Consider the following 24,412-nt stretch of genomic DNA (forward strand, 5'->3'; position numbering starts at 1 on the left):
TCGCGCAACCAGCGGCCCGTTCTTTCGAGACGGGCGTTTCTTGCGTTCGCCGACACGGGTGGGCTGAAGAGAGCCGTCTTGGCAGCGCGGTGCTTCCACTTGAAAAAAAAGGCGGAGGAAGCGATCAAAAGGACTTCTGTATTCGACCAAATCGTCCATATGGCGGATGCCTAAGGTGCGAGCCCTGCGCATTGCGCGCTATTGCGAATATGGGCTTCCATTTCCAGCTTCGCCTTCGCGCCATTGTTCGTCGCGAGCGCCGCGATGATGGACACAGACCGTGGCGATTTTGGCGGAATTTCCCAATCCGGATCATCTGCTGCGGCCGGGTCTGCAGGTCAGGCTGCAGTCGGAAATCAAACCCCGCTGCGCAGTGAATGACAGCCTAGTTGCTGGCTAAAACAGAACGGCAACGTACGTCGAGCTAAAGCCCCCCGCTCTTCCTCGCGGCGGGCCGAGAGGCAGACGTGGGCTAGGATCGAGCGAAGGAGATGTGTGTTTTCATGTGGCGCCAATCAATCGGAGTTTGAAAAGAACAAGCCCGATCGGGCTTTGATTTCGGTACCTGCTGATGAAACCATTTGCTGTGCAAAAGCGTATCTGTTGGCGATCGAGCCGCCCGGCTTGGCAAATCCATGAGGATATATGTCCAATCATTTCCTGCCGTCCGCTCGTGTCGTCTTGCTGATCTTGATCTGTATTGTCGGCTCTCCCGGAATTTCGACAGCGGACGACCCGTCGGCGCGTGCCGTTCGCATTGACGTCGGTGGATACAAACTGAACAGCATCTTGTTGGACCCCGCCCGCAACGCGGATCTGCCTCCCATTGTTTTCCTTCACGGGGCCAGCACCAGCCTATACGATCCGATATTCTCCTTTCTGGACAAGCTGAATGGAAGAGCAAAGCTCCTTTTCGTCGATCGCCCTGGACACGGAAAGTCGGACGTAGGCGGTTCCCAGAACATCCTGCCGGATGGGCAAGCAGACGCCATAGCGGTTCTGATGGAAAAGCGCGACATCCGGAAGGCGATCGTTGTCGGACATTCGTTTGGCGGCGCTATTGCGGTTGCCCTGGCAGTTCGCCACCCCGAGATGGTTTGGGGGCTGGTATTGATGTCGCCAGCCGCTTATCCGTGGGAGGGCGGGGTGGCCTGGTACTACGATGCCGCAACCATGCCGGTCGCCGGTTCGATATTCAGCGCGTTGGTAGCACCTCCATTCGGCCTCATGGTGATAGACCGTGCGACCAGGGAAGTCTTCGCTCCCAATCGACGCCCTGACGATTACATAGAAAAAACGAACGCCTGGCAGGCATTGTCGCCGATTGCGTTTCGGCACAACGCACAGGAAGTCTCGGCGCTGAGCAACTGGGCCGAGACAGCGTCTTTGAAGTATAGCAGCATCAGAACTTCGACGGTGATAATCACCGGAAACACCGACGAGGTTGTTTCCCCGGAGATTCACGCCCACCAACTCGCGCGCAACATTCGTGGTGCAAGACTGATCGTCGTCCAGAACCTCGGACACAAATCGGATTTCGTGGCGGCCGACCTTGCCATCGCCGCCATCGAAAAAGTCGCCGGACGAAAAGTAAACCTCACGTCCATTGCAAATTCCATCGAGCGGCGGATCGCAGGGGATGGCAACGACTGAGACTTGGCGCTCGCGAAGTCGGATCGTGTTGGCGGTGTTCTACGCAGCTGCGGGCATCCTGCACATCGCCCTGCCCACCCCCTTCTTGAGCATCACACCCGCCTGGGTGCCCGACGCCCCGAACGTTATCCTGCTGACGGGCGTTTGTGAGATTGCCGGTGCGATTGGGTTGCTGGTCCCGGCGGTTCGCCGCTGTGCCGGGATCATGCTGGCGCTCTACGCGATCTGTGTCTTCCCCGCAAACATCAAGCACGCCCTCGACGATCTCGGCGGTATGGTCGTTTCGACGTGGCAATGGCTCTATCATGTTCCGCGCCTGGCACTCCAGCCGTTCATCGTCTGGCTGGTCCTGTTTGCAGGACGTCTGCTCTCCTGGCCATTTCGCCGGTCTGATCCCGAGCCGTAAGTGGAGAAGGCGGGCCATGCAAAGCCCGACCTCCTCCGATCGGCTTTACATCGCCGGGAGAACGGCGATGTCGCGGACATCGTCTTCGAGACCCGCTATCGCACCGACCTCGGTGGCGGCACCTGTTTCCAGGTTGACGGTGTAGAGGATCTTGCCGGCGGCAAGATAGGCTGTGTTCTTGCCGTCCTCCATGCCCTGGATATCGAAGGCGTAGGTTGCGGGCTTGTCTGCAAGCCCAAGCTTGCCGATCGCCTTCAGCGTGCCATCGTTCGGTTTCGTCTGCTGGATGAGCGCGCCGATGGTGGCATCGATGTTGTACATCGCTGTCTTTTCGGGCTTGCCGATCGAGTTCGTATACGCAGCAGCAACGATGTTCGGCGTTTCACCCTTGTGCATATCGCCGTCTTCGAAGGCGAGCGTGCCGTCGACGGTCACCGCACCGGTGTCGGGGTGGACGCGATGATTGGTCATTCCAGTCATGAACCGCAACCTATCGGCCATCGGGTTGAAGTCCACGACGACCGGAGCCTCAGTCACCATTAGCGTTTTATCCATCTTGCCGACCTCGGTCGCTGCCCCGGTTTCAAGATCGATGGCAACGATGCGGTGGTCGGTGGTGACGCCAATAACGGTCTTGGTGCCGGGCCGAAAGTCGATGCCGACGAGCGTGTCGACGCCTGTCACGTCGATTTTCTTGGTCACTTCCGGTTTTTCCGTATCGAACACCATGAGCGTCTTTGCACCGGTCAAGCCCAGCACCGGAGCAGAGAGGGCGCCGGTTGCGGACAATACGAGAACTGTAGTGGCAATTAGAGCGGAATGGATGGTCTTCATGTCTATCTCCCATGCGTTGATCCAGCGGAAGTCATCCGGCAATCGGTTCCTGACGCTTCCATTCTTGAAGACACCGCAAGAACTGTATTTGGATGCAGGAGCGCGAAATAAATCTGCTTTGCATCCATAAGCGCTTCTCAAGCGTATAGAGGTCGTAGCAACGCCGTTTGCGTGGCGCGGAGGGGGAGAGGCGTGAAATGTTGGTGGACGTCCGGGTGAATGATCTCGACAAGGCACTTGCTGCCTGCGCCAAAGGAGACCGCATGGCGTTGCGCTCCATTTATGATCGCGAGGCGGGCCGATTGATCGCCTTGGCAGAGCGGATCGTTCAGCGACGGGAGCTTGCCGAGGAAGTGGTGCAGGAAGCCTTCATCCGCATCTGGACCCATGCCCACCAGTACAGTCCTGATCGCGGCTCCGCACATGGCTGGATCTACGCGATCGTGCGCAACCGGGCGCTCAACCTTTTGCGTGATGGAAAGCGCGAATATACGGTCGAGGACGTGGAGGCCTTGCGAGAGAGCGAGCAGGTGGACGAGATCATGGCCACGTGGCAAAAGCTTGATCGCAATTCGCGCCTCTACGAATGCCTTGCTGCGCTGGACGAAACGAAGCGCCGCGGCATTCTCATGGCCTATGTTGGAGGCTATTCGCACGGAGAAATCGCAGGACGGCTGCGTATTCCGCTCGGTACGGCAAAATCCTGGATCAGGCGCGCGCTCTCGGCTCTTCGGGGGTGCATGGCATGATGTACGAACGAAGAGACATTCCAGAAATTGCCGATGAATACGTGCTCGGCCTGATCGGGGCCTCCGAGGCGGCCGAAATCGAGGCCGAAATGGAACGGGACGCCGAACTTAGGGCTGCCGTTGCGGCAAGCCGTGAACGGTTTTTGCCGCTGGATACCACAGTCGAGCCCGCGGCAGCGAACGAGGCCCTGTGGCGAAAAATCGAGGTCAACCTGCCTCCGCAAGCCGGGACTCCAAGTTCGATCCAGTTCCCACCGGTCAACGACAACCAAACAAACGGATGGCGTGTTGCTGCGCTTTCAGCGATTGCTGCGTCCGTGATGCTCGCCGTTGGCTTGGTCTTCAGTCTCACGAGAACGGCTGAGCCGCTTGTCATTGCCGTGCTTGTCAATGAAGCGGGAGAAGTTCAAGCAGTTGTTGAGGACTTCGGCAACGAGAATGCCAGGATTCGGTTGCTAGCAGACATCGAGGTCCCGACGGACAAGACAATGCAGGTTTGGACACTGCCTTCTCGCGAGATGGGACCAATTTCGCTCGGCCTGATAGACGGTGTGCACTCCGCTCGCCTCGAGGGGCCAGCGCTGCCATCGCCACGCGACAGTCAGCTTTATGAAATCACACTGGAGCAGGCTGGCGGCTCACCGACGGGCCGGCCAACGGGACCTATTTTGGCAAAGGGCCTGGCACAGCGTCCTCGTTGACGCTGCCCGGATGAACAGTGTTGGGCGGGCAGGTGAGGGTACGGCCATATCTTTTGCCGGATCATCGTGGCCGGTGCGGATCATGGCTCCAGTTGCGGCAGAGGGAATGAAACTCGGGTCAAAGGTTGCCGCATGAAGAGTGAGACTATGCCAAAGACGGTCGCCGACGCCTGCCGCTACGAGTTTCGCGAAATGAGCCCTGAACATTCAGCTCAAGGGCGTGGCCGGTTGCGAGCGCCCGAAGTCGCATGATGGTGGGGAGGCCCGACTGAACAATCGGCAATTGTCACGGCTGATTTGAATGATCCGCTGGTGCGCGATTGGATCGTTATCCTTGACGGGTTTGCCCTTGAATATGTTCGGACCCATCCCGTACATGCGCAGCCGCAGTCTCACTTGACCGATCGTCGTGAACGCAATGAAGCGATCGATGTATGTATCGGTGAACCGTCAACGATTGGCGGAGGATGCGGTCACGCCCTGTTAAACCAGTTTGCTTGCATGCTGATGCCCGAGAGGGTGGCCTGCATTCCTGGTCTGGAGAGACTTCCTGAAACGGCATTCCTCGACGTACCTTAGCAATGTTCGGGGCGGGCGCGTCAATCTATCTACCAGTTTATCGGCTTGCCGTCGTAGGCAAGGAATCGCCCCGTATCTGCCGGATCAAGCTGGTCAAGAACGCTGAGCATCGCACTCGCGCTCTCATCGGGGCGCATCCGCTCTTGGCCAATCGTATCCCAAGGCCGCCGTTCGGCGCGGGCCGTCGTCTCCGCGAACCACTCGAGATGGGCAGCGTTCGAAAGCAATCTGATACAGCACGGTCGCAAGCACTTGCTTTTTCTTGGCGCACGCATGCAGGAAGACCGGCGTGCAGCACTGCGCGCGGACGGTATCGCGTCGACCGCCCGTGCCGTCCGCATCCACGCGGACGTCATTCAGCAACCCGCCCCTCCAATGCCGCGGTCGGTGCAATCATGCTAGAGGAAGCCATGCGACGCTTTCCGGAAGTGGACGGAATCGCCTGCTCGAACGACCATCTTGCGCTGGGCGTCCTGTTTGAATGCCAACGCATGGACATCGAGATCCCCGAGCGTCTTGCCGTCGTGGGGTTTGTCGATCTCAGCTTCAGTTCGGCAAGCAATCCCGCCTTGACGACAATCAAGCCGCCAGGCGCATTGATCGGCACCGAGGCCGCCCGCATGATCATCGAACGCACTGCCGGCAAATCGGTGTTGCGAGGTCGGCAGATCCATACGCGCTTCAATCAAAGGCAGACAAGCTAGCCCCGGGTAGGCGCGGTCAGGTCGTCGGCGATCCCGAGCGGCAGAATGTCATCCCGTCAACTGGTTTGACAGGAATGTGCGCAATCTTTCGCTGTGTGGCCGCACAAGAATATCTCTTGGATTGCCCTCTTCAGCGATCACGCCCTGGCTCAGGAACACCACACGATTACCAACGTCACGCGCAAACGACACCGCTATTGTCCATTCAGGGATTTGAGATAGGCCATCACATCCGCGATGTCCTGCGCGGACTTGAGGCCCGAAAAGGCCATGCGCGTCTTCGGGATCATGGTCCTTGGGCCGGCTAGAAATGTTGCGAGCGCTGCTTCATCCCATTTCAGCCCCTTACTGGCCTCCTGCTTCAGAGCATCTGAGTAGTTTTTGTAGTCAGCAATGGATGCTGCTTGTCGATCGATAATTCCTACCAGATGCGGGCCGACCTTGTTTATAGGCTCATCGACGTTATGGCAGGCTGCACACGTCTTGAAGACCATGGCGCCGGTCTCGGAGCTGCCATCGGCCGAGTGACCAGCGGCAGGGAGAGCCAGAAAGAGAATGGCCGCAGCAAATTTCATTCGGATCTCCATAAAAGGTGGCCGGCTAAAGCCGGCCAGAGGTGGCGCGGCTTGCCTGACGCGCGACCGCCGGCCGCCCAGGAGCGGCCGGGGAGGATCACAGTAGAGGTCAGATCGTACCGGCTGCCATCTCTTTCGCGATGTAGTCGGCCTGACGGATTGCGAGTGTGACGATCGTCAGCGTCGGGTTCTCTGCACCCCCCGTCGTGAACTGGCTGCCGTCGGACACGAAGAGGTTTTTCATGTCGTGCGTCTGGCCCCATTTGTTGACGACGCCGTCCTGTGGCTTTTCGCTCATGCGGTTAGTGCCGAGATTGTGCGTCGAGGGGTAGGGCGGCGTGGGGAAGCTACGCGTCGCGCCGACGGCTGCATAAAGCGCCTCGCCCTGTGTGTAGGCATGGTTGCGCATCGCGACATCGTTCGCATGGTCCGTGAACCAGACGTCAGGGATCGGCATGCCGTACTTGTCCTTCATTTCACCATGCAGCTTCACCGCATTCTGTTCCTGCGGCATGTCCTCACCAACGATCCAGAGACCCGCCATGTTGGCATAGCTGTCCATGGCAGAGGCGAAGGACCGACCCCAGCCGCCCGGATCGAGGAAGGCGGCCATGAAGGGTACGCCGAGCGCTAGGGTTTCCAGCTCATACCCGCCGACGAAGCCGCGCGCCGGGTCGTGTTTCGCCTCGTCCCTAATGATGCCGGCCATGGTGGTGCCGCGATAGAAATGGACGGGCTTTTCGAACACGGCATAGACTGAACCCGTTGTGTGGCGCATATAGTTCTTGCCGACCTGACCGGAGGAGTTGGCGAGACCGTCGGGAAATTTGCTCGAGGCCGAATTGAGCAGGAGGCGGGGACTTTCGATGGAATTGCCGGCGACGCAGACGATGCGAGCCTTCTGGCTTTGCAGCTTGCCGTCTTTGTCCGCATAGACCACGGCCGTGACCTTGCCGCTGTCGTCATGCTCGATCTTGACGACATGCGCGTTCGGCCGCACCTCCAGCTTGCCGGTTGCCTCGCCCTTCGGGATTTCCGTGTAGAGCGTCGACCATTTGGCGCCCCATTTGCATCCCTGGAAACAGAAACCCGTCTGCTGACAGCTCATACGGTCATCGCGATCGGCGGAGTTGATGGCCATGCGACCGGTGTGACATTCTTTGTAGCCAAGCCTGTCAGCGCCGGCTTTGAATACCTTGAAGTTATTGTTGCCCGGCAGCCCTTCAATGCCGTTGGTGCGGGTCACCCCCATCTTGTCTTCCGCCCTGGCATAGTACGGCTCGAGCTCAGCCAAGGTCAGCGGCCAGTCGAGCAGGTTGGCGCCCTCGACCTCGCCATAATGTGTCAGCGTCTTGAACTCGTGCTCCTGGAAGCGCAGGGATGCGCCGGCCCAGTGTGTCGTCGTGCCGCCCACCGCCTTTACGATCCAGGCCGGCAGGTTGGGAAAGTCCTTCGAGACGCGCCAGCCGCCGCCGGTCGTGCGGTGGTCAAGCCAGGCGAGCTGGGCGAAACTGTCCCATTCGTCGTTGATGAAATCCTCGTGTTCAATACGCGCACCGGCCTCGAGCACGACGACGTCGATGCCCTTTTGCGCCAGCTCGTTGCCGAGCGTGCCGCCGCCGGCACCTGAACCGATGATGACGACCACGCTGTCGTCGTTGAGATCATAAGGAGCTGTCATGGTTTCCTCCTGAAACATGGACGATCGGCGCCATGCGCCTCGCAGCTGCGCCTCCTCCAGCGCCGGCCGTCAAATCGTCGTCAAAGCCATTCGATGTCGTCGAAACCGCGGGCGATATAGCCGCCTTTTGAATAGGATTCGCCCTCGTAGCCGAAATGTGGCCAGAGCTCCTTCTGGTTATAGAATGAGACGACGAGGTCGCCGCGCACCGCCTGGAAGAATGGCGTTGTCTCGATCTCGCGCAGGATCTCGACGCGGTCGTCCTCCCAACCGAGGCCACGGTAGCCGCCTTCACCGGCCCGCTTGTCGAGATCGGCAATGCCAGCCTCGATCAATTCCTTATGTTGCCCGTCCGTGCCTGCCTTGGTGTCATGCCCCTTCACGGCGATGGCGTAGAAACGGTCGGCGATAGAATCGTGCGGATAGATATCGCGGGCGAGCTTGATCAGCGTGGCCATGGTGTCGGGCTTCAGCGCCGTCGTCGCCATCCCCCACGCCCTGTCCGGGCTGATCACCGCACTGCCGGTAATTATGAGCGCGGCGCCGATCGTGCCGCGCTTCAAAAGCTCGCGCCGGGAAAGACCGGGACGCTGCTCGTAGATGGTGGTCATGTTGCATTCCTCCCATTGCGTTTGAAACCGGCGGCTCTCCTCAGGCCGCCGATCCGTTCATTTGAAACGGCCGTGCCGTTGCAGGACCTCGATCTTGTAGCCATCAGGATCGGTAACGAAGAAGAAGCGGGCGACAGCGCCGCCATCGCCTTTGAATTCCACTATCTTGCCAATGGTGAAACCGAGCGCCGAAAGGCGGGCGTGTTCGCTATCGAGGTCGGAAACCGACACGGCGAAATGGCCGTAGCCGTCGCCGAGATTGTAGGGCTCCGCGCGGCCCTTATTGATCGTCAGCTCAAGCTCGAATTCGCTTTCGGCGTTGCGCATGTAAACGAGAGTGAAGGTCTCGAAGTCGAGCCTGTCGGCGACGGCAAGGCCGAAGGCATCCTTATAGAAGGCGACGGACCGGTCTTCGTCCAGAACGCGGATCATCGAGTGGATGGATTTCGCCATGCTGTCTTTCCTGCTTGGAGTTCGAAGTGTTGCAGTGAATGTGCGCCTGGATTCGCCGTTGCGGGTAGCAGCCTGTTACCGCACGCTGATTTTCATTTCTGGAGTTGCAGAAGAAGGATATTTTGCGTTTTCCGGCGTGGAAGGATGATTTGACCAGGCGCAGGCCGCGCCGCATAATCACATCATAAAAACAAGACTGGAGGATATGCCATGTGTGAGGTTTTTGCGGGCCAGGACCCGCAACGCTACCGCCCCGTCAACCGTTCGGTGCGGATTGGTGGGCACTCGACGAGCATTCAGCTCGAAGCTGCTTTCTGGGTGCTGATCGACGAAATTGCGGCCGGCCAGGGCATGTCGACGTCGCGTTTTCTCTCAACACTCTACGACGAGGCGCTGGAGATCAACGGCGCAGTATCGAATTTCGCATCGCTTCTGCGCACGAGCTGTCTGATCTACCTAATGGGCGGCGCCGAAAAAAGCGACGTCGGCAGTAAGTTTCATATTGTTGCTGCTGAGTAGCAGGCGAAAAAAGGCCTTCTTTTTTAAAGTGTGCGGCCGCCGCGGCAGGGCGAGCATGGCAGGCGCCCCTGTTTCGATGTTCGCAGTGCCCTCTGGCCTCCGAAGCTCTTGGTCGTAAGCGGTTTGTTGGCCAAGTTCGACTTGAGAAAAGGTGCCGGCAGCTTCAACTCATAGATCAAACTGATAGCGAAGAACGTAATCTGTATCCTTGGCCTCGATCGGCTTCTTGCACTCGGAGCAAGCCACAATCGCTGAAAAATCCTGTCCGCAGGCCTTATGGCGCAGTCGCAAAGGTGGCTTTCCATCGGCAAGCCACCGGTCTCCCCATGCCATCATCACGAGCATCGGCTTGTAGAGGTCCAGGCCCATTTCAGTGAAGCGATACTCAAAGCGATCGCCAGAATTGTAAGGGACCTTTCGCAGGACGCCGGATTGAACGAGCCGGGCTAGCCTATCCGCAAGGATGTTCGTCGCTATGCCCAGGTTTTCCCGCATTTCTTCGAAGCGTCGGACGCCGTACCACCCCTCGCGGAGAATAAGGAAACTCCACCGGTCCCCGATTATGGCGAGGGTGCGAGCCACCGAGCAGGGTCGTACCCGCTCAAGAAGGGTTGGGTCAGAGCTGCGGCGGGAGGTTGGGCGCGCTTCGACAGGAGCGTAGCCGGCACCCGGCCCATCGCGGGGCGCAACCTCTCGCGCGGTAAAGGGTTCAAGGCACTCGCTACAAACGGTAACTGGATGGCATTCACAACCACATCCCTTGTGTACCAATTGGAGCGGGGGCTTGCTCCCCCCGGTCAACCATTTGTCGCCGAACTCCATCAAGGACAACATGGTGGGAAAGAGGTCCTTGCCCCGAGGTGTTAGAAAATATTGCTGACCGGGCTCGTTCGGCCGCTTCCCGAGGCTGAAGATTTCGTTTGCGACCAAAGCTGAAAGTCGCGACGACAAGGTCTGACGGGGAATCCCCAGGCGCTGATGAAACTTGTCAAAACGTCGGACGCCGAAATAGGCTTCGCGAAGTATCAGGAAGTTCCAGGTATCGAGGACGATCTCCATCGTGCGACGAACGGACGATTGCCGTTGCAGCAGCAGGGGAGACTGCGGGGAACCCGCTGCGGATTGAATTTTGCTGATCTTGTTCAAGGCGATAACAATCGTTTTCCGGCCAAAGCGAAATCACACCTCGTGACTATAAAATGCCAAGTCTAATATTGAAAGTTTCCCAAACGTTTTATCTCCATCTAATTGCAGGCAAATCTCAGGCGCAGTCGCCGTGATCACCTGCCGCCTTCCGGCGGCGCAGCATCTGGAATATTCTCTCGGGCGTCACAGGCAGCGTCTCCACTGAAACGCCCAGATGGGACAGCGCGTCGGATACCGCGTTTGCGATTGTCGCTGGCGCACCGATCGTCCCTCCTTCACCCATGCCGCGGAACCCGCCGATATTGTTAGGCAGGTCTGCCTCAATGTGGACAATCCCGATGTCGGGCACATTGCTTGCAACGGGGACCAGGTAGTCGGCGAGGCTGGCGGCGACCGGTTGTCCCTGGTCGTCGTGAATGACTTCCTCTAGTAGCGCCGCGCCTATTCCCTGTGCGACCGCGCCGTGTACCTGTCCATCTACGATCATCGGATTGATGATCTTGCCGCAGTCTTCGGCGACCACGTAACGCAGGATTTTCACGCCATAGGTTGCTGGGTCGACCTCGACCATCGCGAGATGTGTCGACGAACAGGCGGTGCCCAGATAGGGATCGTACGTTTCCGATGCGGTCAGGTCCTCGCGCTGGTCGCGCGGGATGCGGCCCATTTGCGTGTATACAGCGGACGCGACCTCCTTGAGTGTCATCGTGGCGTTCGAACTGCGGCTCGAGATGATCCCGTCGTGAATGTCGAGGTCTTCGACGTTCTGCTCCAGAAGGTAGGCGGCCGCACGCAACACCTTTCCCTTGACCACGCGGGCCGCAAGGGTCGCCGCGCCTCCGCCAAGGACCGCCGAGCGGCTGGCGTAGGTCCCGCTCGACATGGGTACCAATGCGCTGTCGCCGTGCCTGACCTCGATGTCCTCAAGCTTGCAGCCGAGTTCGTCGACGATAACCTGCGCAAGCGTGGTTTCCAGCCCCTGTCCGTGAGAGGAGATCCCGAACGCGGCAGTGATGGCCCCCGTCGCATCGATTTCGATTTTGGACGTCTCAGTCCCGGTATTGATCGGCATTCCCGGCGCGACCGAGATGCGCGAACCAATACCGGTGAGCTCCGCGTAGCTCGCAAGGCCGATGCCGACCCAGCGGCCGCTCTTTCTCGCTTCGTCTCGTTCACGGACGAGGTTGGGATAGTCTACGTGATCGCACGCGCCCTGGAGGCATTCCTGGAAGGCTGATTTGTCCCATATGATGCCAGATGCGGTGCGGTAGGGAAATTCCTCGGCTCTGACCAGGTTCTTCCTGCGGAATTCGACGGGGTCCATCCCGAGCTTTCGGGCGGCCATTTCGACGAGCCGCTCCATCGCGAACGTCGACGAAGGTCGGCCGACGCCGCGGTAAGGTCCTGTCGGCGGCTTTGGCGTGAGGACGCCCCTGATACGACCGCGGTAGTGCTCCATCCGGTAGGGCCCAGGGAGGAAGCTGACCACTTGCACGGTTTCGAGCGCGGCGGTCCACGGATAGATGGAGTACGCACCGACATCGCCGATGACATCGGCTCTAAGGCCGATCAGCATACCATCGCTGGTTACCGCGAGTTCCGCCTCGATCAGTTCGTCGAATGCCTGGCTTGTCGCAGACAAATCCTCGAGGCGATCGCTGACGAACTTGACAGGACGCTTCAGTTTCCGGGCGAGGGCGCACACGAGAATTTCCTCTCCGTAGAGAGATCCCTTGCCACCGAAACTTCCACCGACATCCGGAGCGACCACCCGCAGGCGGGTTCCCGGCAAGTCGAGACAGCCGGATAGGACGTCCCGGATTACTCCGGGGATGTTGGACGAGGTGTAAAGGACAAGCGATTGCTTCCGGCCGTCCCATTCGGCGAGATAGGACCTGTTCTCCATCGCGACCGCCGTCTTTCGGGTCATCCGGAAACGGCCCTTGACCGTTACCGCCGCATCCTCGAAGGCGGCATCCACGTCTCCTCGCTTGAACTCACGTCTAATGATCGTGTTCGTTCCAGCTTCTTCATGCAGGAGCGGGGCATCGTCCTTGACGGCGTCTACCTGCCGGATCGCAAAAGGAAGCGATTCGTATTCGATGTTGATGTGCTCGAGCGCGTCCTCGGCGGCATAGCGGCTTTCCGCGACGACCGCGACGACCGGCTCGCCCACATACCGCACCTTCTCACGAGCCAGGGGCCAGATCGGAGTTGCGTAGTATCCGGGCATGCGCGAGGTTGGAATGGCCGGATTGATCTCGCCTTCCAGATCGCTTGCATCATAGATTGCGACCACGCCTGGGACGGAAAAGGCGTCGCCAACGTCGATGTTCAGAATGCGGGCATGAGGTTGGTCTGAGCGTCGCAGGGCGACATGCAGCATACCTGCGGGAGCCATATCGTCCACATACTGCCCGACGCCCGCGAGAAGTCGCGGATCCTCCGTGCGTTTGACGCGCTTGCCGACCAGCTTTGGACGAAGTTCAATGGAATGATCGCCGTGGCTCATTCATAATACTCCAATCCCTTGCGCAGATCCTGCCACTGGCCATCGTCGTGTCCGGAGATCACCGTATCGCCCCTGTCCCGGAATGACTTGAGTTCGGCGAGTGCTTTTGCCGCAAGATCCAGATCCCATGTGTTCTTGGGAGCGACGCCCTCGTCGATGTTGATCTGCAGCGGCGCTGCGTCGGAGGCCAGAACGAAAACGCCGTCGCGTTGCAGCGATACGCGCGCGACCGTCATTCCTGGCGTGTGCCCGGGCATGGGAAGCAGGACGATCCGCCCGTCGCCGAAGACGTCATGCTCGGCCTTGAACGTCTGGAACCCTTGAGGCTGGTCCCATTCGTGGCGAAGGTAGCCCTGGTTTTCGGCTCCGCCAGCCTGCGCTGCCGCGACCTCCGCCTCGTGACAGAGGATCGTGGCGGAGCGGAAATAGGAATTGCATCCGCAATGGTCCGGATGGAGGTGAGAGCAGATCACGACGTCGATGTCGTCGGGCGTCAGCTCAAGATGCTTGAGCTGTTCGACGACCGTTTGCTCAGGCGCGAAAATTGGCGTCATGACCTTGCTCAGCCCGCCCCAGCGAGCCTGTGGATCTTTCGCGGCTTCCGGACTGCAGCCGCTGTCGAAAAGTACGTTGCCCGTTGGGTGTCTTATCAGCGCCGAATGGACAGGCAGTTCGATCGTTTCTTCCTTGGCCGCGCCGGGAACGTAGATGGAGCGACGCATGCGCAGGCGCCCCCCTTCAAGAAAATGCAACTTCATTTCAGGGGTCCTCTTTCATTGGCGAGTTCGCGGACGGCGTTGACAATGTTCTCGTAGCCGGTGCAGCGACAGATGTTGCCAGAGAGCGCTTCACGGATCTGCTCATCGGTATCGAGCGGATGGTGGCGCAACAAATCGGTTATCGCCATGATGAAGCCGGGCGTGCAGAACCCGCACTGCAGGCCGTGGTGCTGCCGGAAGGCTTCCTGGATCCGGCCCAAACTATCGACGGTGCCTTGTCCCTCGACCGTCTCGATCTCCATTCCGTCGGCCTGGACAGCGAGCGTCAGACACGACCTCGCACTCCTGCCGTCGAGGATGACCGTGCAGGCCCCGCAGACACCATGTTCACAGCCGACATGGGTGCCGGTCAGGCCGAGTTCGCAGCGTATGAAGTCGCTGAGCAGCAGACGCGGCTCTATCGATCTCGTATGGCTCACGCCGTTTACGCCGACGGTGATCGTCTTCTTATCCATGCGTTCGTCCTCCACGGGTCTCGGCTCGGGTCCACGCGTCCCGCAAAGCACGTCGGGCAAGCGCGCCGGAAAGGTGCCGCCGGTAGTCGGCCGAAGCGTGGATATCCGTGTTCGGGGTGAGAACGCTGCTCAGTGTCTCCCCAACCCGGTCCAGAACCTCATCGGAGAGCTTGTTGCCCTCGACCAGTTCCTGGATTTCGACAAGGCGCAACGGCGTTTCGCCAACGCCCATCATGCCGAAGCGTACATCGCATGCCACGCCGTCAACAACGCGCATCGTCGTCGCGACGCAGGCCAGTGCAAAGTCGCCCTGGCGTTTGGAAAATTCCTCGAAGCCCCAGCCTGTGTCAGACGGAAGCGTGTCGATCTCGACCGCCGTCACGAATTCATCCGGTTCAAGCGAATTCATCAGGGAGCCGACGAAAAACTCGGGGGCGGGAATCTCCCTTTCGCCGCGAATGGAGGAGGCGATGATCGTCCCGTCGAGCAACAGCGTCATCATCGGCATCTCCGCTGCAGGATCGGCATGGCATACGCTTCCGCAAAAAGTGCCTCGATTGCGTACGGTCATATGTGCGACGTGGTGCATGGCGTCGCGCAGGATGGGGACGTGCTGTTCGATCAGGCTGTTCGTCGCAGTCATGTAGTGACGCACTGTGGCGCCGATCTTGAGGCGCGCTCCGCGCAGCTCGATACGGTCGAGGCCGGGAATTCTATTGATGTCGATGAGGACCGTTGGTTTGACCAGACGAAAATTGATCATTGGCATGAGGCTTTGCCCGCCTGCGATGATCTTGCCATCCCCTCCCGCAGCAGCGAGTGCCTCTGCCGCATCATCAACAGTGCTTGCGGCGAAATAGTCGAACGATGCAGGCTTCATGTCGTCACCATGACATGGATGGAACGAATTTGGTGCGGTGCCGGCTGAACTCGGCCGCTGGGATGAAAGTCACTTCCTTCAGGTCTGTCATGTGGTCTCCTCCGGCGTCCTCACTGAGGGGCTTGCCTTCGTATATTTCACTTGCATTATTAGACTTAAGATAGGAATGTCAAGCTATCCTGCTGGTCCCCGGTCGTCGGGGCGAGCCTCAATCACACGAGAGGAGGAAATAGATATGGATATGACCGGCCAACAGCACATTGCCGCCACGAAGGAAGAAGTGTGGGCCGCACTTAATGATGCAGATGTTCTCCGCGTCTGTATTCCGGGGTGTCAGGAACTGACAAAGTCGTCCGACACAGAGATGTCGGCGGTTGCGGTCATGAAGGTTGGTCCGGTCAAGGCCCGCTTCCAGGGGGTTGTCACACTTTCCGACCTGGATCCGCCCAATGGCTACAAGATCACGGGCGAAGGGCAGGGCGGAGTGGCGGGCTTTGCAAAAGGTGTCGCGACGGTGCGACTGGAGGCGGCGGAAGGCGGCACGATATTGCATTACACTGTCGAGGCGCAGATTGGTGGGAAGCTCTCGCAGTTGGGAGGTCGCTTGATCGATGTCACGGCGAAACAAATGTCCGGGCAGTTCTTCAAACGTTTTGCGGAGGAGATCCAAGCGCGTCAGAACCTTTCCAGTCGCTCCCAGCCGGGTGAGGCTTCGGTAGCGTCGAGGGAGGATCCGCCGACGAGGGTCCCGCCGTCGTCTATCGCTGAGAGTGCAAAGATCTCGGCGGTGCCCCGTCCTTCCGCTGACCCGGTGGGTATGTCCCCGGCAAGTGCGCCGGCTGGCCTGATGTCCCTCACGGCCGTCGTGTTTGCTGCGGTGCTGGCGGCGATGTGGCTTGTCCATGGCGGCGTCCTGCCGAGCCTCGCGCCTACCACCGCGGCGGGTGCCGGTCACATGTCGCCTGACGCCGCCAGCGTTGTTCAGATCGTCATGGCGGTTGCAATCGGCTATCTGTTCGGCACTCGTTCGCGCACGCGTATCTGACAAGAAAGCCGGGGTCTAATGACCCCGGCTAATAACTTGCACAACGAGACTTTATTCTAAGATTTCGGCCGTTCCAGCAGAGCTTTCAGTTCGCCAAACAGCCCACGCCTGAACATCATCACGCACACAACGAAGAACAGGCCGATTATGAATGTGATCGGCAGGCCGCTGGTTGCCAGGAAGTGCTCCAGCCCGACCACGATGCTCGCACCGACGATCGGGCCAATGAGCGTGCCCATTCCGCCGAGCAACGTCATGAGAATGACCTCGCCCGACATATGCCAGGTCACGTCGACCAGGGACGCAAGCTGGAACGCGATGGCCTTTAGTGCGCCGGCAAAGCCGGACAACGCTGCGGAAAGCGTAAAAGCTATCAGCTTGTACTGATCGGGTTTCAGTCCGAGCGAGGTGACGCGGACTTCGTTCTCACGGATTGCCGAAAGCACGTGGCCAAACGGAGAGTTCACGGCACGCCAGATGATCAGAAGGCCGATGGCCACACCGCCGAGCACGGTGTAGTACATCGCCGTGATGTTCGAGAGGTCCACGGTTCCGAGCAGATAGCCGCGCGGTACGGCCTGGATGCCGTCCTCGCCGCCGGTGAACGGCATCTGCACGGCGAGGAAGTAAACCATCTGCGCCAGCGCCAGGGTGATCATTGCGAAGTAGATTCCGTGGCGGCGGATTGCCAATGCGCCGAACGCAAGACCGATCATGGCGGCGAACGCAGTGCCGGCAAGGATCGCCAGTTCGAACGGCAGGTGCCAGACTTTCGCAGCATGCGCCGCGATATAGGCTCCGCCACCGAAGAATGCGGCATGTCCGAACGACAGCAGGCCTGCGTAGCCAAGCACAAGATTGAATGCCGCCGCGAACAGGACGAAGCACAGTATCTTGATGAGAAAGAGCGGGTACACCAGAAGCGGCGCGCACAACATGAGAGCGGCGACCGCCGATATCAGGAGTATGCCCGTCGTGCGTTGCAAGCTCGCAATCGGGGTAGAAGTGGAGAGAGTTGCGCTGCCCATGATCATGCCTCGCGATTGAACAGGCCTGACGGCCGAATAAGAATGACGAGCACCATGACCACGAAAACGGCGATCGAAGATGCGGCGGGGTAGAATGTCTTGGTCAAGCCCTCGATGATCCCGAGCCCGAGTGCCGTGACGATCGCTCCGCCGATCGATCCCATGCCGCCAATGACCACGACGGCAAATACGACGATGATGATGCTGGATCCCATGCCAGGGCTCACCTGGTAGAGTGGTGCGGCAAGTGCGCCTGCAAAGCCGGCCAAACCGACGCAAAAGGCGTAGGTGAGCGTGAGCAAAAGCGGCACATTGATGCCGAATGCCTGCACGAGGGCCGGGTTTTCAGTGGCGGCGCGCAGGTAGGCGCCGAGTTTCGTGCGTTCGATCGCAAGCCAGGTCAGAATACAGATGACCAACGAGATTACGATCACCCAGCCGCGGTAAAGCGGCAGGAAAATGAAGCCGAGGTTGATGCCGCCCGTCAGGGACGGCGGTACGGGATATGGCATGCCGGCCGATCCGAAGATGTGGCGGAAAAGGCCCTCCACCATCAATGCGATGCCGAAGGTCAGGAGGAGGCTGTAGAGATGGTCCATCCGGTAGAGGCGCTTGAGAAGCAAGCGCTCCACAAGCACGCCGAGAGCTCCGACCATGATGGGGGCCGCGAGCAGCGTCCCCCAGTAGCCAAGGCCCAGTCGAGAAAGCAGGAACCAGGCGGCAAATCCGCCCAGCATGTAGAAAGCGCCGTGCGCGAAGTTGATCACATTGAGCATACCGAAGATAATCGCCAGGCCCAGGCTCAGAAGCGCATAGAACGAGCCGTTGATCAGGCCAAGCAGCAGTTGACCGAGAAGCACGGCCACGGGAACCCCGAAGATTTCAGTCATGGGTCTCTACCTGTTTGAAAAGATGAACCACCGTCAGACACCGAGGTATCGGTTGAGCCGATCCATGTTGGCATCGAGAGCGTTGTTGGAAATTTCGTCGACCACCTTGCCCTGGTCGAGCACGAAGTGACGGTCAGCCACGGAGGCCGCGAAGCGAAGGTTCTGCTCGACCAGGATGATCGTCATTCCACGCGCCTTAAGAATGCGAAGCGCCGCCCCGATCTCGTCGATGATAACGGGCGCGATACCTTCGGTCGGCTCGTCGAGCAGAATGAAATCGGCGCCGGTTCTTAGAATTCGGCCAATCGCCAGCATCTGCTGCTCGCCCCCCGAGAGACGCGTTCCGGGGGTGTGGTCGCGACCCTTCAGGTTCGGGAAGAGACCGTAGATCTCGTCGATCTCCATGCCGCCGGCCTGCCAGGCGGGCGGAAACATCAGATTCTCGATGACGCTCAGTGTGGAGAATATGCCGCGTTCCTCCGGAACGTAGCCAATCCCCATGCGGGCGACTTTGTGCGGTGCGACGTTCAAGAGGTCGACGCCCTTGAAAAGGCTCGTGCCGCGCCGTTTGCCGACCACGCCGATAAGACTGCGCAGCGTCGTTGTCTTCCCGGCGCCATTGCGGCCGATCAATGTGACGACTTCGCCCTTGCGTACGTCGAACGAGACGCCGTGCAGGACATGGCTCTCACCATACCAAGCCTCGAGGTTGTTGACGTTGAGTAGCGCGGCTTCAGCCATGTGCCCCTCCCAGGTATGCTTTTCGGACTTCGCTGTCGGCGGACACTTCAGCATAGGTTCCCTCGGCGATGATCTCGCCCCGCCGTAACACCGTGATTGCGTCGGAAAGATCCGCTACAACGCCGAGGTTGTGCTCGACCATCAGAATGGTCCGCCCGTTTCCTACCGAACGGATCAAATTGGCGGTTCGCCCGATGTCTTCGGTTCCCATGCCTGCCATCGGTTCGTCCAGGAGCAGAACTTCCGGATCGAGCGCCAAGGTCGTTGCCAGTTCCAATGCGCGTTTGCGGCCGTAGGAAAGTTCGCTTGCCCTGGTTTGAGAGCGGTCAGCCAGGCCGACGCTCTCCAGCAGGTTCGAGGCTTCGTCGTTTAGGCGTCGGAGCGTGCGATTGGATTTCCAGAAGGCGAAGGTCTCGCATTCGCGGGCCTGCAGCGCGACCCGGACGTTCTCGTGGGCGCTGAGGTGCGGGAATACGGACGAGATCTGAAACGATCGCACAAGGCCGAGCCGGGCGATGTCGGCTGGCGCCATATGCGTCACGTCGCGCCCCTTGAAGAAGATACTTCCGCCGCTCGGGGACAGAAATTTCGTCAACAGATTGAAGAGCGTGCTCTTGCCCGCGCCATTGGGTCCGATGAGCGCATGAATGGTCCCGCCGCGAACCTTTAGGTTGACGTTCTTTACGGCGATGAAGCCACCGAACGCGCGTGTCAGGCCCCGCGCCTCGATGATGGGTGCTGAGTCCGGCATTTGTCCTCCCGACCGGCTTAATGTGTTCCTCCAGCGGGTGCCGAACGGACGGCTCCGCATCCTTTCCAGGTTTGGGAAGGTGAAGCAAGAAAAACACACAAAGTCTAATAATGCAAGCTTGCGTGCTTCCGAATTTTCTGCTTACCATAAGGCTCATTCGCCAAAACACCGCGAAAAATTACAGCGTTGCAAGGCGAATGAGTATGATAACGCAAGTTAAAAACTGGCGCGATGGAGGAGACCGCGCGCCGTGCAAGGGGAGGTTTAATCGTGAAGTTCATGAAGATCTTGATGGCGAGTGCCGCAGCGATAGGTGCCATGTCGGTCGGCGCTTCTGCCGAGAATTCCGGCCCTGTTCGCATCGGCGTTCTGACGGACGTCAGCGGTCAGTTTTCACACGAGTCCGGCGACGGTGCGATCACGGCGGTGAAGATGGCGGTCGAGGATTTCGGCGGGAAGGTCCTTGACCGCCCGCTCGAGGTTGTTGTCGCCGACCACCAGAACAAGCCGGAAGTGGCCGTGGCCACGGCGCGCGAGTGGTACGAATCGCAAGGCGTGACGATGATCAACAATCTGATCAATTCCGGTATCGCGCTGGCCGTTACTCAGGTTGCGAAAGACGAGGACAAGATCGCGATCGTCAACGGCTCCGGCTCTTCGCGTCTGACGAATGACGGCTGCACGCCCAACAGCATCCACTACTCATATGACACCTACGCCCTGGCGAACGGCACGGCCAGTCAGTTGATTTCCCAGGGGATGAAGAACTGGTTCTTCCTCACGGCCGACTATGCCTTCGGTCATGCGCTCGAGGCTGACGCCACGCAGATCGTCAAGGCCGACGGCGGCGAGGTCTCCGGTTCCGTGCGCTATCCGATCGAGACCTCGGACCATAGCGCCTTCATGCTGCAGGCGCAGGCATCGCCGGCCCAGGTCGTCGCGCTGGCGGGCTCCGGGACGACGTTCGTCAACGCGGTGAAGTCGGCTTCGGAATTCGGTCTGGGCGCGTCCGGCAAGACCGTCGCAGGTCTGCTCGTCTGGGACACTGATGTACATTCTCTGGGTCTCGACACGGCGCAGGGGATGATTCTGACGAACGCCTTCTACTGGGATCGCGACGACGAGACGAGGGCGTTTGCGAAGCGGTTTCAGGAACGCGTCGGCCGTCCGCCGCACATGGGCGATGCGGGCGATTACTCATCCACCATCCACTATCTGAAGGCCGTGCAGTCCGCCGGCACCACCGACACGCAGCAGGTCATGGCGAAGATGCGCGAGACGCCCGTCAACGACTTCTTCGCGAAGAACGGCAAGATCCGCGAAGATGGCCGGATGGTGCACGACATGTACGTCTACCAGGTCAAGACGCCGGCGGAATCCACCGGCGAATGGGACATTCTGAAGCTTGTCACGACGATCCCCGGCGACAAGGCGTTCAGGCCGCTTTCCGAAAGCCAGTGCCCACTTGTGAAGTAGTAAGCCAGGGGCGCGCGGCTCTCATGGTCGGGCGCCTTTCCAGAAAACACCCCTACGCCTGCGCATGCAGGCTCCAGGACCCCAGATGAGCAGGCCATGAGTGAAATCATTGTTGAAACCGCGAATGGTGTCGCCACCGTCACATTGAACCGGCCGCTCCAGCGCAATGCCGTCACCTACGACATGTGGCAGCAGCTGGCGCGCACCTTTACAGAGTTTGACCGCGACCCAAAGGTCCGCTGCGTCATCCTGACCGGCGAGGGCGGCGATTTCTCCGCGGGCGCCGACATCAGCGAATTCGATAAGGTCCGCGAGGGGCTCCAGGAAAGCAAGCGATACGAGGTGGCAGTCGACGCGGCGGGGGATGCGATCTACGCGATCTCCAAGCCAACGATCGCAGCCCTGCGGGGCTATTGCCTTGGGGGGGCGGCACATCTGGCCATGTCCTGCGACTTCAGGATCGCCGCTCGAAGTGCTGTCTTTGGCATCCCGGCCGCCCGTCTGTCCATCATCTACGGCGTATCGGCTACGCGAAAGCTCTTCTCCCTGGTGGGTGTCACGGCCGCAAAGCAGATCCTTTATACCGGGAAGCGTTTCGGAGCCGAGGAAGCCCTTGATATCGGATTCGTCGACCGGGTCGCCGACGACCCGTTGCTCGACGCCGGAGCGCTCGCGGCCGACATGGCGCAAAACGCGCCGCTCACCATCCAGGGTGCCAAGTTCATCTTGAATGGCTGCGCACGCGGGAAACTCGATCGAGAGGCCGCCGAACGCAAGATCGATGAGGCGAGCGCGAGCCTCGACTACATCGAGGGCCGGCAGGCCTTCAAGGAGAAGCGCGCGCCGCGCTTTGTCGGGAAATAGCGATCACCCCCCGCGGAGATCGTCTTTGAATTCGCTGCGTTGTCAGCAAAACCAAAAATCATGGAGCATTGTAATGGAGACCAACTTGAACGGAAAAGTCGCGCTCGTCACCGGTGGTGGGCGTGACGTCGGCGGCGATATCGCCCGTGCGCTTGCTGCAGAGGGTGCGATTGTCGCCGTTAACTACAGCCGCTCGGAAGCAGAAGCCCAGGCGGTCGTCGAGTCGATCAAGGCCAGCGGAGGGCGTGCGGAAGCCTATCAGGCCGATATCAGCGACAATGGTCAGGTGAAAGCCATGGTCGCAGCCGTCAAGGCGGACTTCGGAACAATCGACGTTCTCGTTAACAACGCGGGTTACGTCAAATATCAGCGGTTTGTAGAATCGACGCCGGAGGAGTGGAAGAAGCAGATCGACGTCTGCCTCTACGGCGCGATCAATTGCTGCCACGAGGTCGCGCCGTTGATGATCGGACAGAACGCGGGCCGCATCATCAACCTCGTCGGTGACAGCTCGCGTATCGGTGAGGCGAACCTTGCCATCGCTGCGGCGGCGCGCGGTGGCACTATTGCGCTTGGCAAGTCCCTTGCCAGGGAGTTTGGCCGCAACAACATCACCGTCAACACCGTGTCGCTCGGTCTGATCGAGACGTCGCATTCCGATGCGGAGTTCCTGGAGAAGAACCGCGAGAAAATCGTCAAGGCCTATCCGTTGCGGCGCATTGGAAAGCCGGATGACATCGCGCCGATGGTGACGTTTCTGGCATCGGACGCCTCGTCCTGGATCACCGGGCAGGTGGTCAGTGTCAATGGCGGTTTCTGCATGGTGTAGCCGGAGGAGCGGGAGGCATCAATGATACACTTCGAACTTATAGCACCCGTCGGAAAAATCCTCCAACGGAACGATCGGCTGTACCCGAACAAGATGGCGTTTGAGGACAGGAGGCGTTCCGTCTCGTATGCTCAACTCAACAAGGAAACCGAGGATCTGGGCGTTCATCTCGTCGCACTCGGCCTCAGGAAAGGTGAAGCGGTCGCGATTTTTCTGCCTAACTCGGTCAACTGGGTCGTGGCTTGCCTGGCCGTCGTTCGGGCGGGAGGCGTCGCCGTTCCGGTGAGCATCGACTCGACGGAAGCAGAGCTAGGCTACCGGATCGCCGATGCGTCGTGCTCGGTGTTGATCACCTTGCCGGAAAAACGGCCGATGGCGGAAGCGCTGCTGCAGGCGCTGGAGAAGCCTGCCGTGCTGCTTTGCGCCGGCGAGGACGGCGGCTTCGAGACGCCGCAACGAAGAGAGGGGGCGGTTTTCGAGGACGACGAAGACGTCGATCGTCCGGCCTACATCGTTTATACGTCCGGCACGACAGGCCAACCTAAGGGAGTGTTGCTTTCTACGCGCTCAATGCTCTGGGTCACTTCGGCATGCTGGGCGCCGATCGCAGGCCTCACGCACAAGGACGTCGTTCTCAACACACTGCCACTTTACCATTCCTACGCCCTGAACATCGCGGTTCTTTCGATCGTCGCGACGGGCGCGAGCGAATACATCATGGAGAAGTTTTCGACTTCTCATGCGACTGAACTGCTTCGAAGCGGGCGCTTCACGTTCATGCCGGGCGTGCCGACTGTTTTCCACTATTTCCTCTCGGCGTGCCAGGCGAGCGGCGAGAAACTGCTCTCTTCGGTCCGGCTTTGCGTCTCTGCCGGCGCCATCCTGCCGGGAACCTTGAACAGCGACTTCGAGGAGTTTTTCGGCGTTCCGCTGCTCGACGGATATGGGATCACCGAAACGTCGACGATGGTTACGATGAACTGGCCGGGAAGGTGGCGCGTTGCCGGCTCCTGCGGACTGCCTCTGCCTGGCCTGACTGTCAGGCTCGTCGATCCGAAGACCGGGCAGGATGTGCCGAGCGGGATTGAAGGCGAACTGATCTGCAAAGGCCCTAATCTGATGCAGGGCTACCACAACAAGCCTCAGGAGACCCAGAAGGCCGTCGTGGACGGATGGTACCACACCGGCGACCTCGCAAAAGCCGATCAGAATGGCTTCCTTACGATCACTGGACGGCTGAAGGAGTTGATCATCCGGGGAGGGCAGAACATCGCGCCGGCGGAAGTGGAGGAGACGATACTGCTCCATGATGCGGTGATGGATTGCGCGGTCATAGGTCTCCCCCACACGATGCTGGGAGAAGTTCCCGTCGCCTGCGTCGTTGTGAAGGACGGGCAGACATTTAATCAGGACGACTTGATCAGGCACTGCCGAGACCGCCTCTCGGCCTACAAGGTGCCCGATTGCGTCTACGTGGTCGCCGAAATTCCCCGCACCGGATCCGGGAAAATCCTTCGCGTCAAGCTTCGCGAGAGCCTGCCTGCAGCATGA

Annotated in this window: 27 protein-coding genes; 13 read left to right on the plus strand and 14 right to left on the minus strand. The window is 59.7% G+C overall.

Annotated elements, in window-relative coordinates; translation table 11 throughout:
• Positions 1-280: 280 nt before the first annotated feature.
• The 3 genes from LPJGGPFB_RS33820 (at position 281) to LPJGGPFB_RS07680 (ending at position 2,059) form a co-directional block, all read left to right on the plus strand.
• On the plus strand, positions 281-400 hold the full coding sequence (locus tag LPJGGPFB_RS33820) for a hypothetical protein (protein ID WP_486599032.1): 120 nt from the start codon (positions 281-283) through the stop codon (positions 398-400).
• A gap of 245 nt (positions 401-645) precedes the next feature.
• Positions 646-1,653: an alpha/beta fold hydrolase gene (locus tag LPJGGPFB_RS07675; RefSeq protein ID WP_173419441.1), complete on the plus strand. Its 1,008-nt coding sequence runs from the start codon at positions 646-648 to the stop codon at positions 1,651-1,653.
• 34 nt (positions 1,654-1,687) lie between these two features.
• Complete coding sequence (locus tag LPJGGPFB_RS07680; RefSeq protein ID WP_345790990.1) at positions 1,688-2,059, plus strand: DoxX family protein; 372 nt, start codon at positions 1,688-1,690, stop codon at positions 2,057-2,059.
• Between the two features lie 45 nt (positions 2,060-2,104).
• Here LPJGGPFB_RS07680 and LPJGGPFB_RS07685 read toward each other — a convergent pair whose 3' ends face one another.
• A complete protein-coding gene (locus LPJGGPFB_RS07685; RefSeq protein WP_173419443.1) occupies positions 2,105-2,893 on the minus strand; it encodes a DUF4394 domain-containing protein in 789 nt (262 codons plus the stop codon).
• 197 nt (positions 2,894-3,090) lie between these two features.
• Here LPJGGPFB_RS07685 and LPJGGPFB_RS07690 point away from each other — a divergent pair, with 197 nt between their 5' ends.
• The 3 genes from LPJGGPFB_RS07690 to LPJGGPFB_RS33575 all read left to right on the plus strand — a co-directional run bounded on the left by LPJGGPFB_RS07690 (position 3,091) and on the right by LPJGGPFB_RS33575 (position 5,626).
• Entirely contained in the window at positions 3,091-3,642 is a 552-nt protein-coding gene (locus tag LPJGGPFB_RS07690) for a sigma-70 family RNA polymerase sigma factor (RefSeq protein WP_173419444.1), read from the plus strand.
• Positions 3,639-4,343 (plus strand): anti-sigma factor, encoded by a 705-nt coding sequence (locus LPJGGPFB_RS07695; protein ID WP_173419445.1) that lies wholly within the window; start codon positions 3,639-3,641, stop codon positions 4,341-4,343. Before LPJGGPFB_RS07690 ends, LPJGGPFB_RS07695 begins: the two co-directional genes overlap by 4 nt.
• A 989-nt stretch (positions 4,344-5,332) precedes the next feature.
• A complete protein-coding gene (locus LPJGGPFB_RS33575; protein ID WP_345791036.1) occupies positions 5,333-5,626 on the plus strand; it encodes a substrate-binding domain-containing protein in 294 nt (97 codons plus the stop codon).
• A gap of 194 nt (positions 5,627-5,820) precedes the next feature.
• Here the strand turns inward: LPJGGPFB_RS33575 and LPJGGPFB_RS07705 are convergent, their stop codons facing one another.
• The 4 genes from LPJGGPFB_RS07705 to LPJGGPFB_RS07720 all read right to left on the minus strand — a co-directional run bounded on the left by LPJGGPFB_RS07705 (position 5,821) and on the right by LPJGGPFB_RS07720 (position 8,946).
• Positions 5,821-6,201, minus strand: coding sequence for a c-type cytochrome (locus tag LPJGGPFB_RS07705; protein WP_173419446.1), 381 nt, complete (start codon positions 6,199-6,201; stop codon positions 5,821-5,823).
• Between the two features lie 109 nt (positions 6,202-6,310).
• Positions 6,311-7,882 carry a GMC family oxidoreductase gene (locus LPJGGPFB_RS07710; RefSeq protein WP_173419447.1) on the minus strand — a complete coding sequence of 524 codons (1,572 nt, stop codon included), beginning with the start codon at positions 7,880-7,882 and terminating at the stop codon, positions 6,311-6,313.
• Between the two features lie 80 nt (positions 7,883-7,962).
• Entirely contained in the window at positions 7,963-8,493 is a 531-nt protein-coding gene (locus LPJGGPFB_RS07715) for a gluconate 2-dehydrogenase subunit 3 family protein (RefSeq protein ID WP_173419448.1), read from the minus strand.
• Positions 8,494-8,550: 57 nt separating this feature from the next.
• Entirely contained in the window at positions 8,551-8,946 is a 396-nt protein-coding gene (locus tag LPJGGPFB_RS07720; RefSeq protein ID WP_173419449.1) for a VOC family protein, read from the minus strand.
• Between LPJGGPFB_RS07720 and LPJGGPFB_RS07725 the strand changes: the two genes are divergently transcribed.
• Together LPJGGPFB_RS07725 and LPJGGPFB_RS07730 are read left to right on the plus strand one after the other, a co-directional pair.
• A complete protein-coding gene (locus tag LPJGGPFB_RS07725; RefSeq protein ID WP_173419450.1) occupies positions 8,945-9,094 on the plus strand; it encodes a hypothetical protein in 150 nt (49 codons plus the stop codon). The genes LPJGGPFB_RS07720 and LPJGGPFB_RS07725 overlap by 2 nt on opposite strands.
• Before the next feature lie 62 nt (positions 9,095-9,156).
• Positions 9,157-9,465 (plus strand): ribbon-helix-helix domain-containing protein, encoded by a 309-nt coding sequence (locus LPJGGPFB_RS07730; protein WP_173419451.1) that lies wholly within the window; start codon positions 9,157-9,159, stop codon positions 9,463-9,465.
• Between the two features lie 168 nt (positions 9,466-9,633).
• On the opposite strand, the gene LPJGGPFB_RS07735 is transcribed toward LPJGGPFB_RS07730, so the two are convergent.
• From LPJGGPFB_RS07735 to LPJGGPFB_RS07755, 5 genes are all read right to left on the minus strand, one after another.
• Positions 9,634-10,611, minus strand: coding sequence for a winged helix-turn-helix transcriptional regulator (locus LPJGGPFB_RS07735; protein WP_234902782.1), 978 nt, complete (start codon positions 10,609-10,611; stop codon positions 9,634-9,636).
• A gap of 115 nt (positions 10,612-10,726) precedes the next feature.
• Complete coding sequence (locus tag LPJGGPFB_RS07740) at positions 10,727-13,123, minus strand: xanthine dehydrogenase family protein molybdopterin-binding subunit (protein ID WP_173419452.1); 2,397 nt, start codon at positions 13,121-13,123, stop codon at positions 10,727-10,729.
• A complete protein-coding gene (locus LPJGGPFB_RS07745) occupies positions 13,120-13,881 on the minus strand; it encodes an N-acyl homoserine lactonase family protein (RefSeq protein WP_173419453.1) in 762 nt (253 codons plus the stop codon). Before LPJGGPFB_RS07745 ends, LPJGGPFB_RS07740 begins: the two co-directional genes overlap by 4 nt.
• Positions 13,878-14,357, minus strand: a complete 480-nt coding sequence (locus LPJGGPFB_RS07750) for a (2Fe-2S)-binding protein (protein ID WP_173419454.1) — start codon at positions 14,355-14,357, stop codon at positions 13,878-13,880. The genes LPJGGPFB_RS07745 and LPJGGPFB_RS07750 overlap by 4 nt, the downstream gene beginning before the upstream one ends.
• Positions 14,350-15,237: an FAD binding domain-containing protein gene (locus tag LPJGGPFB_RS07755; protein WP_173419455.1), complete on the minus strand. Its 888-nt coding sequence runs from the start codon at positions 15,235-15,237 to the stop codon at positions 14,350-14,352. The genes LPJGGPFB_RS07750 and LPJGGPFB_RS07755 overlap by 8 nt, the downstream gene beginning before the upstream one ends.
• Positions 15,238-15,472: 235 nt before the next feature.
• Between LPJGGPFB_RS07755 and LPJGGPFB_RS07760 the strand changes: the two genes are divergently transcribed.
• Positions 15,473-16,282, plus strand: a complete 810-nt coding sequence (locus LPJGGPFB_RS07760; protein ID WP_173419456.1) for an SRPBCC family protein — start codon at positions 15,473-15,475, stop codon at positions 16,280-16,282.
• A gap of 56 nt (positions 16,283-16,338) precedes the next feature.
• Here LPJGGPFB_RS07760 and LPJGGPFB_RS07765 read toward each other — a convergent pair whose 3' ends face one another.
• From LPJGGPFB_RS07765 to LPJGGPFB_RS07780, 4 genes are read right to left on the minus strand one after another with little or no spacing between them, the layout of a single operon-like run.
• Positions 16,339-17,310: a branched-chain amino acid ABC transporter permease gene (locus LPJGGPFB_RS07765; RefSeq protein WP_173419457.1), complete on the minus strand. Its 972-nt coding sequence runs from the start codon at positions 17,308-17,310 to the stop codon at positions 16,339-16,341.
• Positions 17,311-17,312: 2 nt separating this feature from the next.
• The gene (locus LPJGGPFB_RS07770) at positions 17,313-18,200 is read right to left on the minus strand and encodes a branched-chain amino acid ABC transporter permease (RefSeq protein ID WP_173419458.1); all 888 of its coding nucleotides are present in this window, start codon (positions 18,198-18,200) and stop codon (positions 17,313-17,315) included.
• A gap of 33 nt (positions 18,201-18,233) precedes the next feature.
• Positions 18,234-18,941 carry an ABC transporter ATP-binding protein gene (locus LPJGGPFB_RS07775; RefSeq protein WP_173419459.1) on the minus strand — a complete coding sequence of 236 codons (708 nt, stop codon included), beginning with the start codon at positions 18,939-18,941 and terminating at the stop codon, positions 18,234-18,236.
• Positions 18,934-19,692 (minus strand): ABC transporter ATP-binding protein, encoded by a 759-nt coding sequence (locus LPJGGPFB_RS07780; RefSeq protein WP_173419460.1) that lies wholly within the window; start codon positions 19,690-19,692, stop codon positions 18,934-18,936. The genes LPJGGPFB_RS07775 and LPJGGPFB_RS07780 overlap by 8 nt, the downstream gene beginning before the upstream one ends.
• Positions 19,693-19,971: 279 nt before the next feature.
• Between LPJGGPFB_RS07780 and LPJGGPFB_RS07785 the strand changes: the two genes are divergently transcribed.
• The 4 genes from LPJGGPFB_RS07785 to LPJGGPFB_RS07800 all read left to right on the plus strand — a co-directional run bounded on the left by LPJGGPFB_RS07785 (position 19,972) and on the right by LPJGGPFB_RS07800 (position 24,412).
• The gene (locus LPJGGPFB_RS07785; RefSeq protein WP_173420984.1) at positions 19,972-21,168 is read left to right on the plus strand and encodes an ABC transporter substrate-binding protein; all 1,197 of its coding nucleotides are present in this window, start codon (positions 19,972-19,974) and stop codon (positions 21,166-21,168) included.
• 96 nt (positions 21,169-21,264) lie between these two features.
• Positions 21,265-22,032: an enoyl-CoA hydratase-related protein gene (locus LPJGGPFB_RS07790; protein WP_173419461.1), complete on the plus strand. Its 768-nt coding sequence runs from the start codon at positions 21,265-21,267 to the stop codon at positions 22,030-22,032.
• 85 nt (positions 22,033-22,117) lie between these two features.
• Positions 22,118-22,861, plus strand: a complete 744-nt coding sequence (locus tag LPJGGPFB_RS07795) for an SDR family NAD(P)-dependent oxidoreductase (protein ID WP_234902783.1) — start codon at positions 22,118-22,120, stop codon at positions 22,859-22,861.
• 21 nt (positions 22,862-22,882) lie between these two features.
• On the plus strand, positions 22,883-24,412 hold the full coding sequence (locus LPJGGPFB_RS07800; RefSeq protein WP_173419463.1) for a class I adenylate-forming enzyme family protein: 1,530 nt from the start codon (positions 22,883-22,885) through the stop codon (positions 24,410-24,412).

The organism is Ensifer adhaerens (genome assembly GCF_013283195.1).
GTDB classification, from domain to species: Bacteria; Pseudomonadota; Alphaproteobacteria; order Rhizobiales; family Rhizobiaceae; genus Ensifer; species Ensifer adhaerens_G.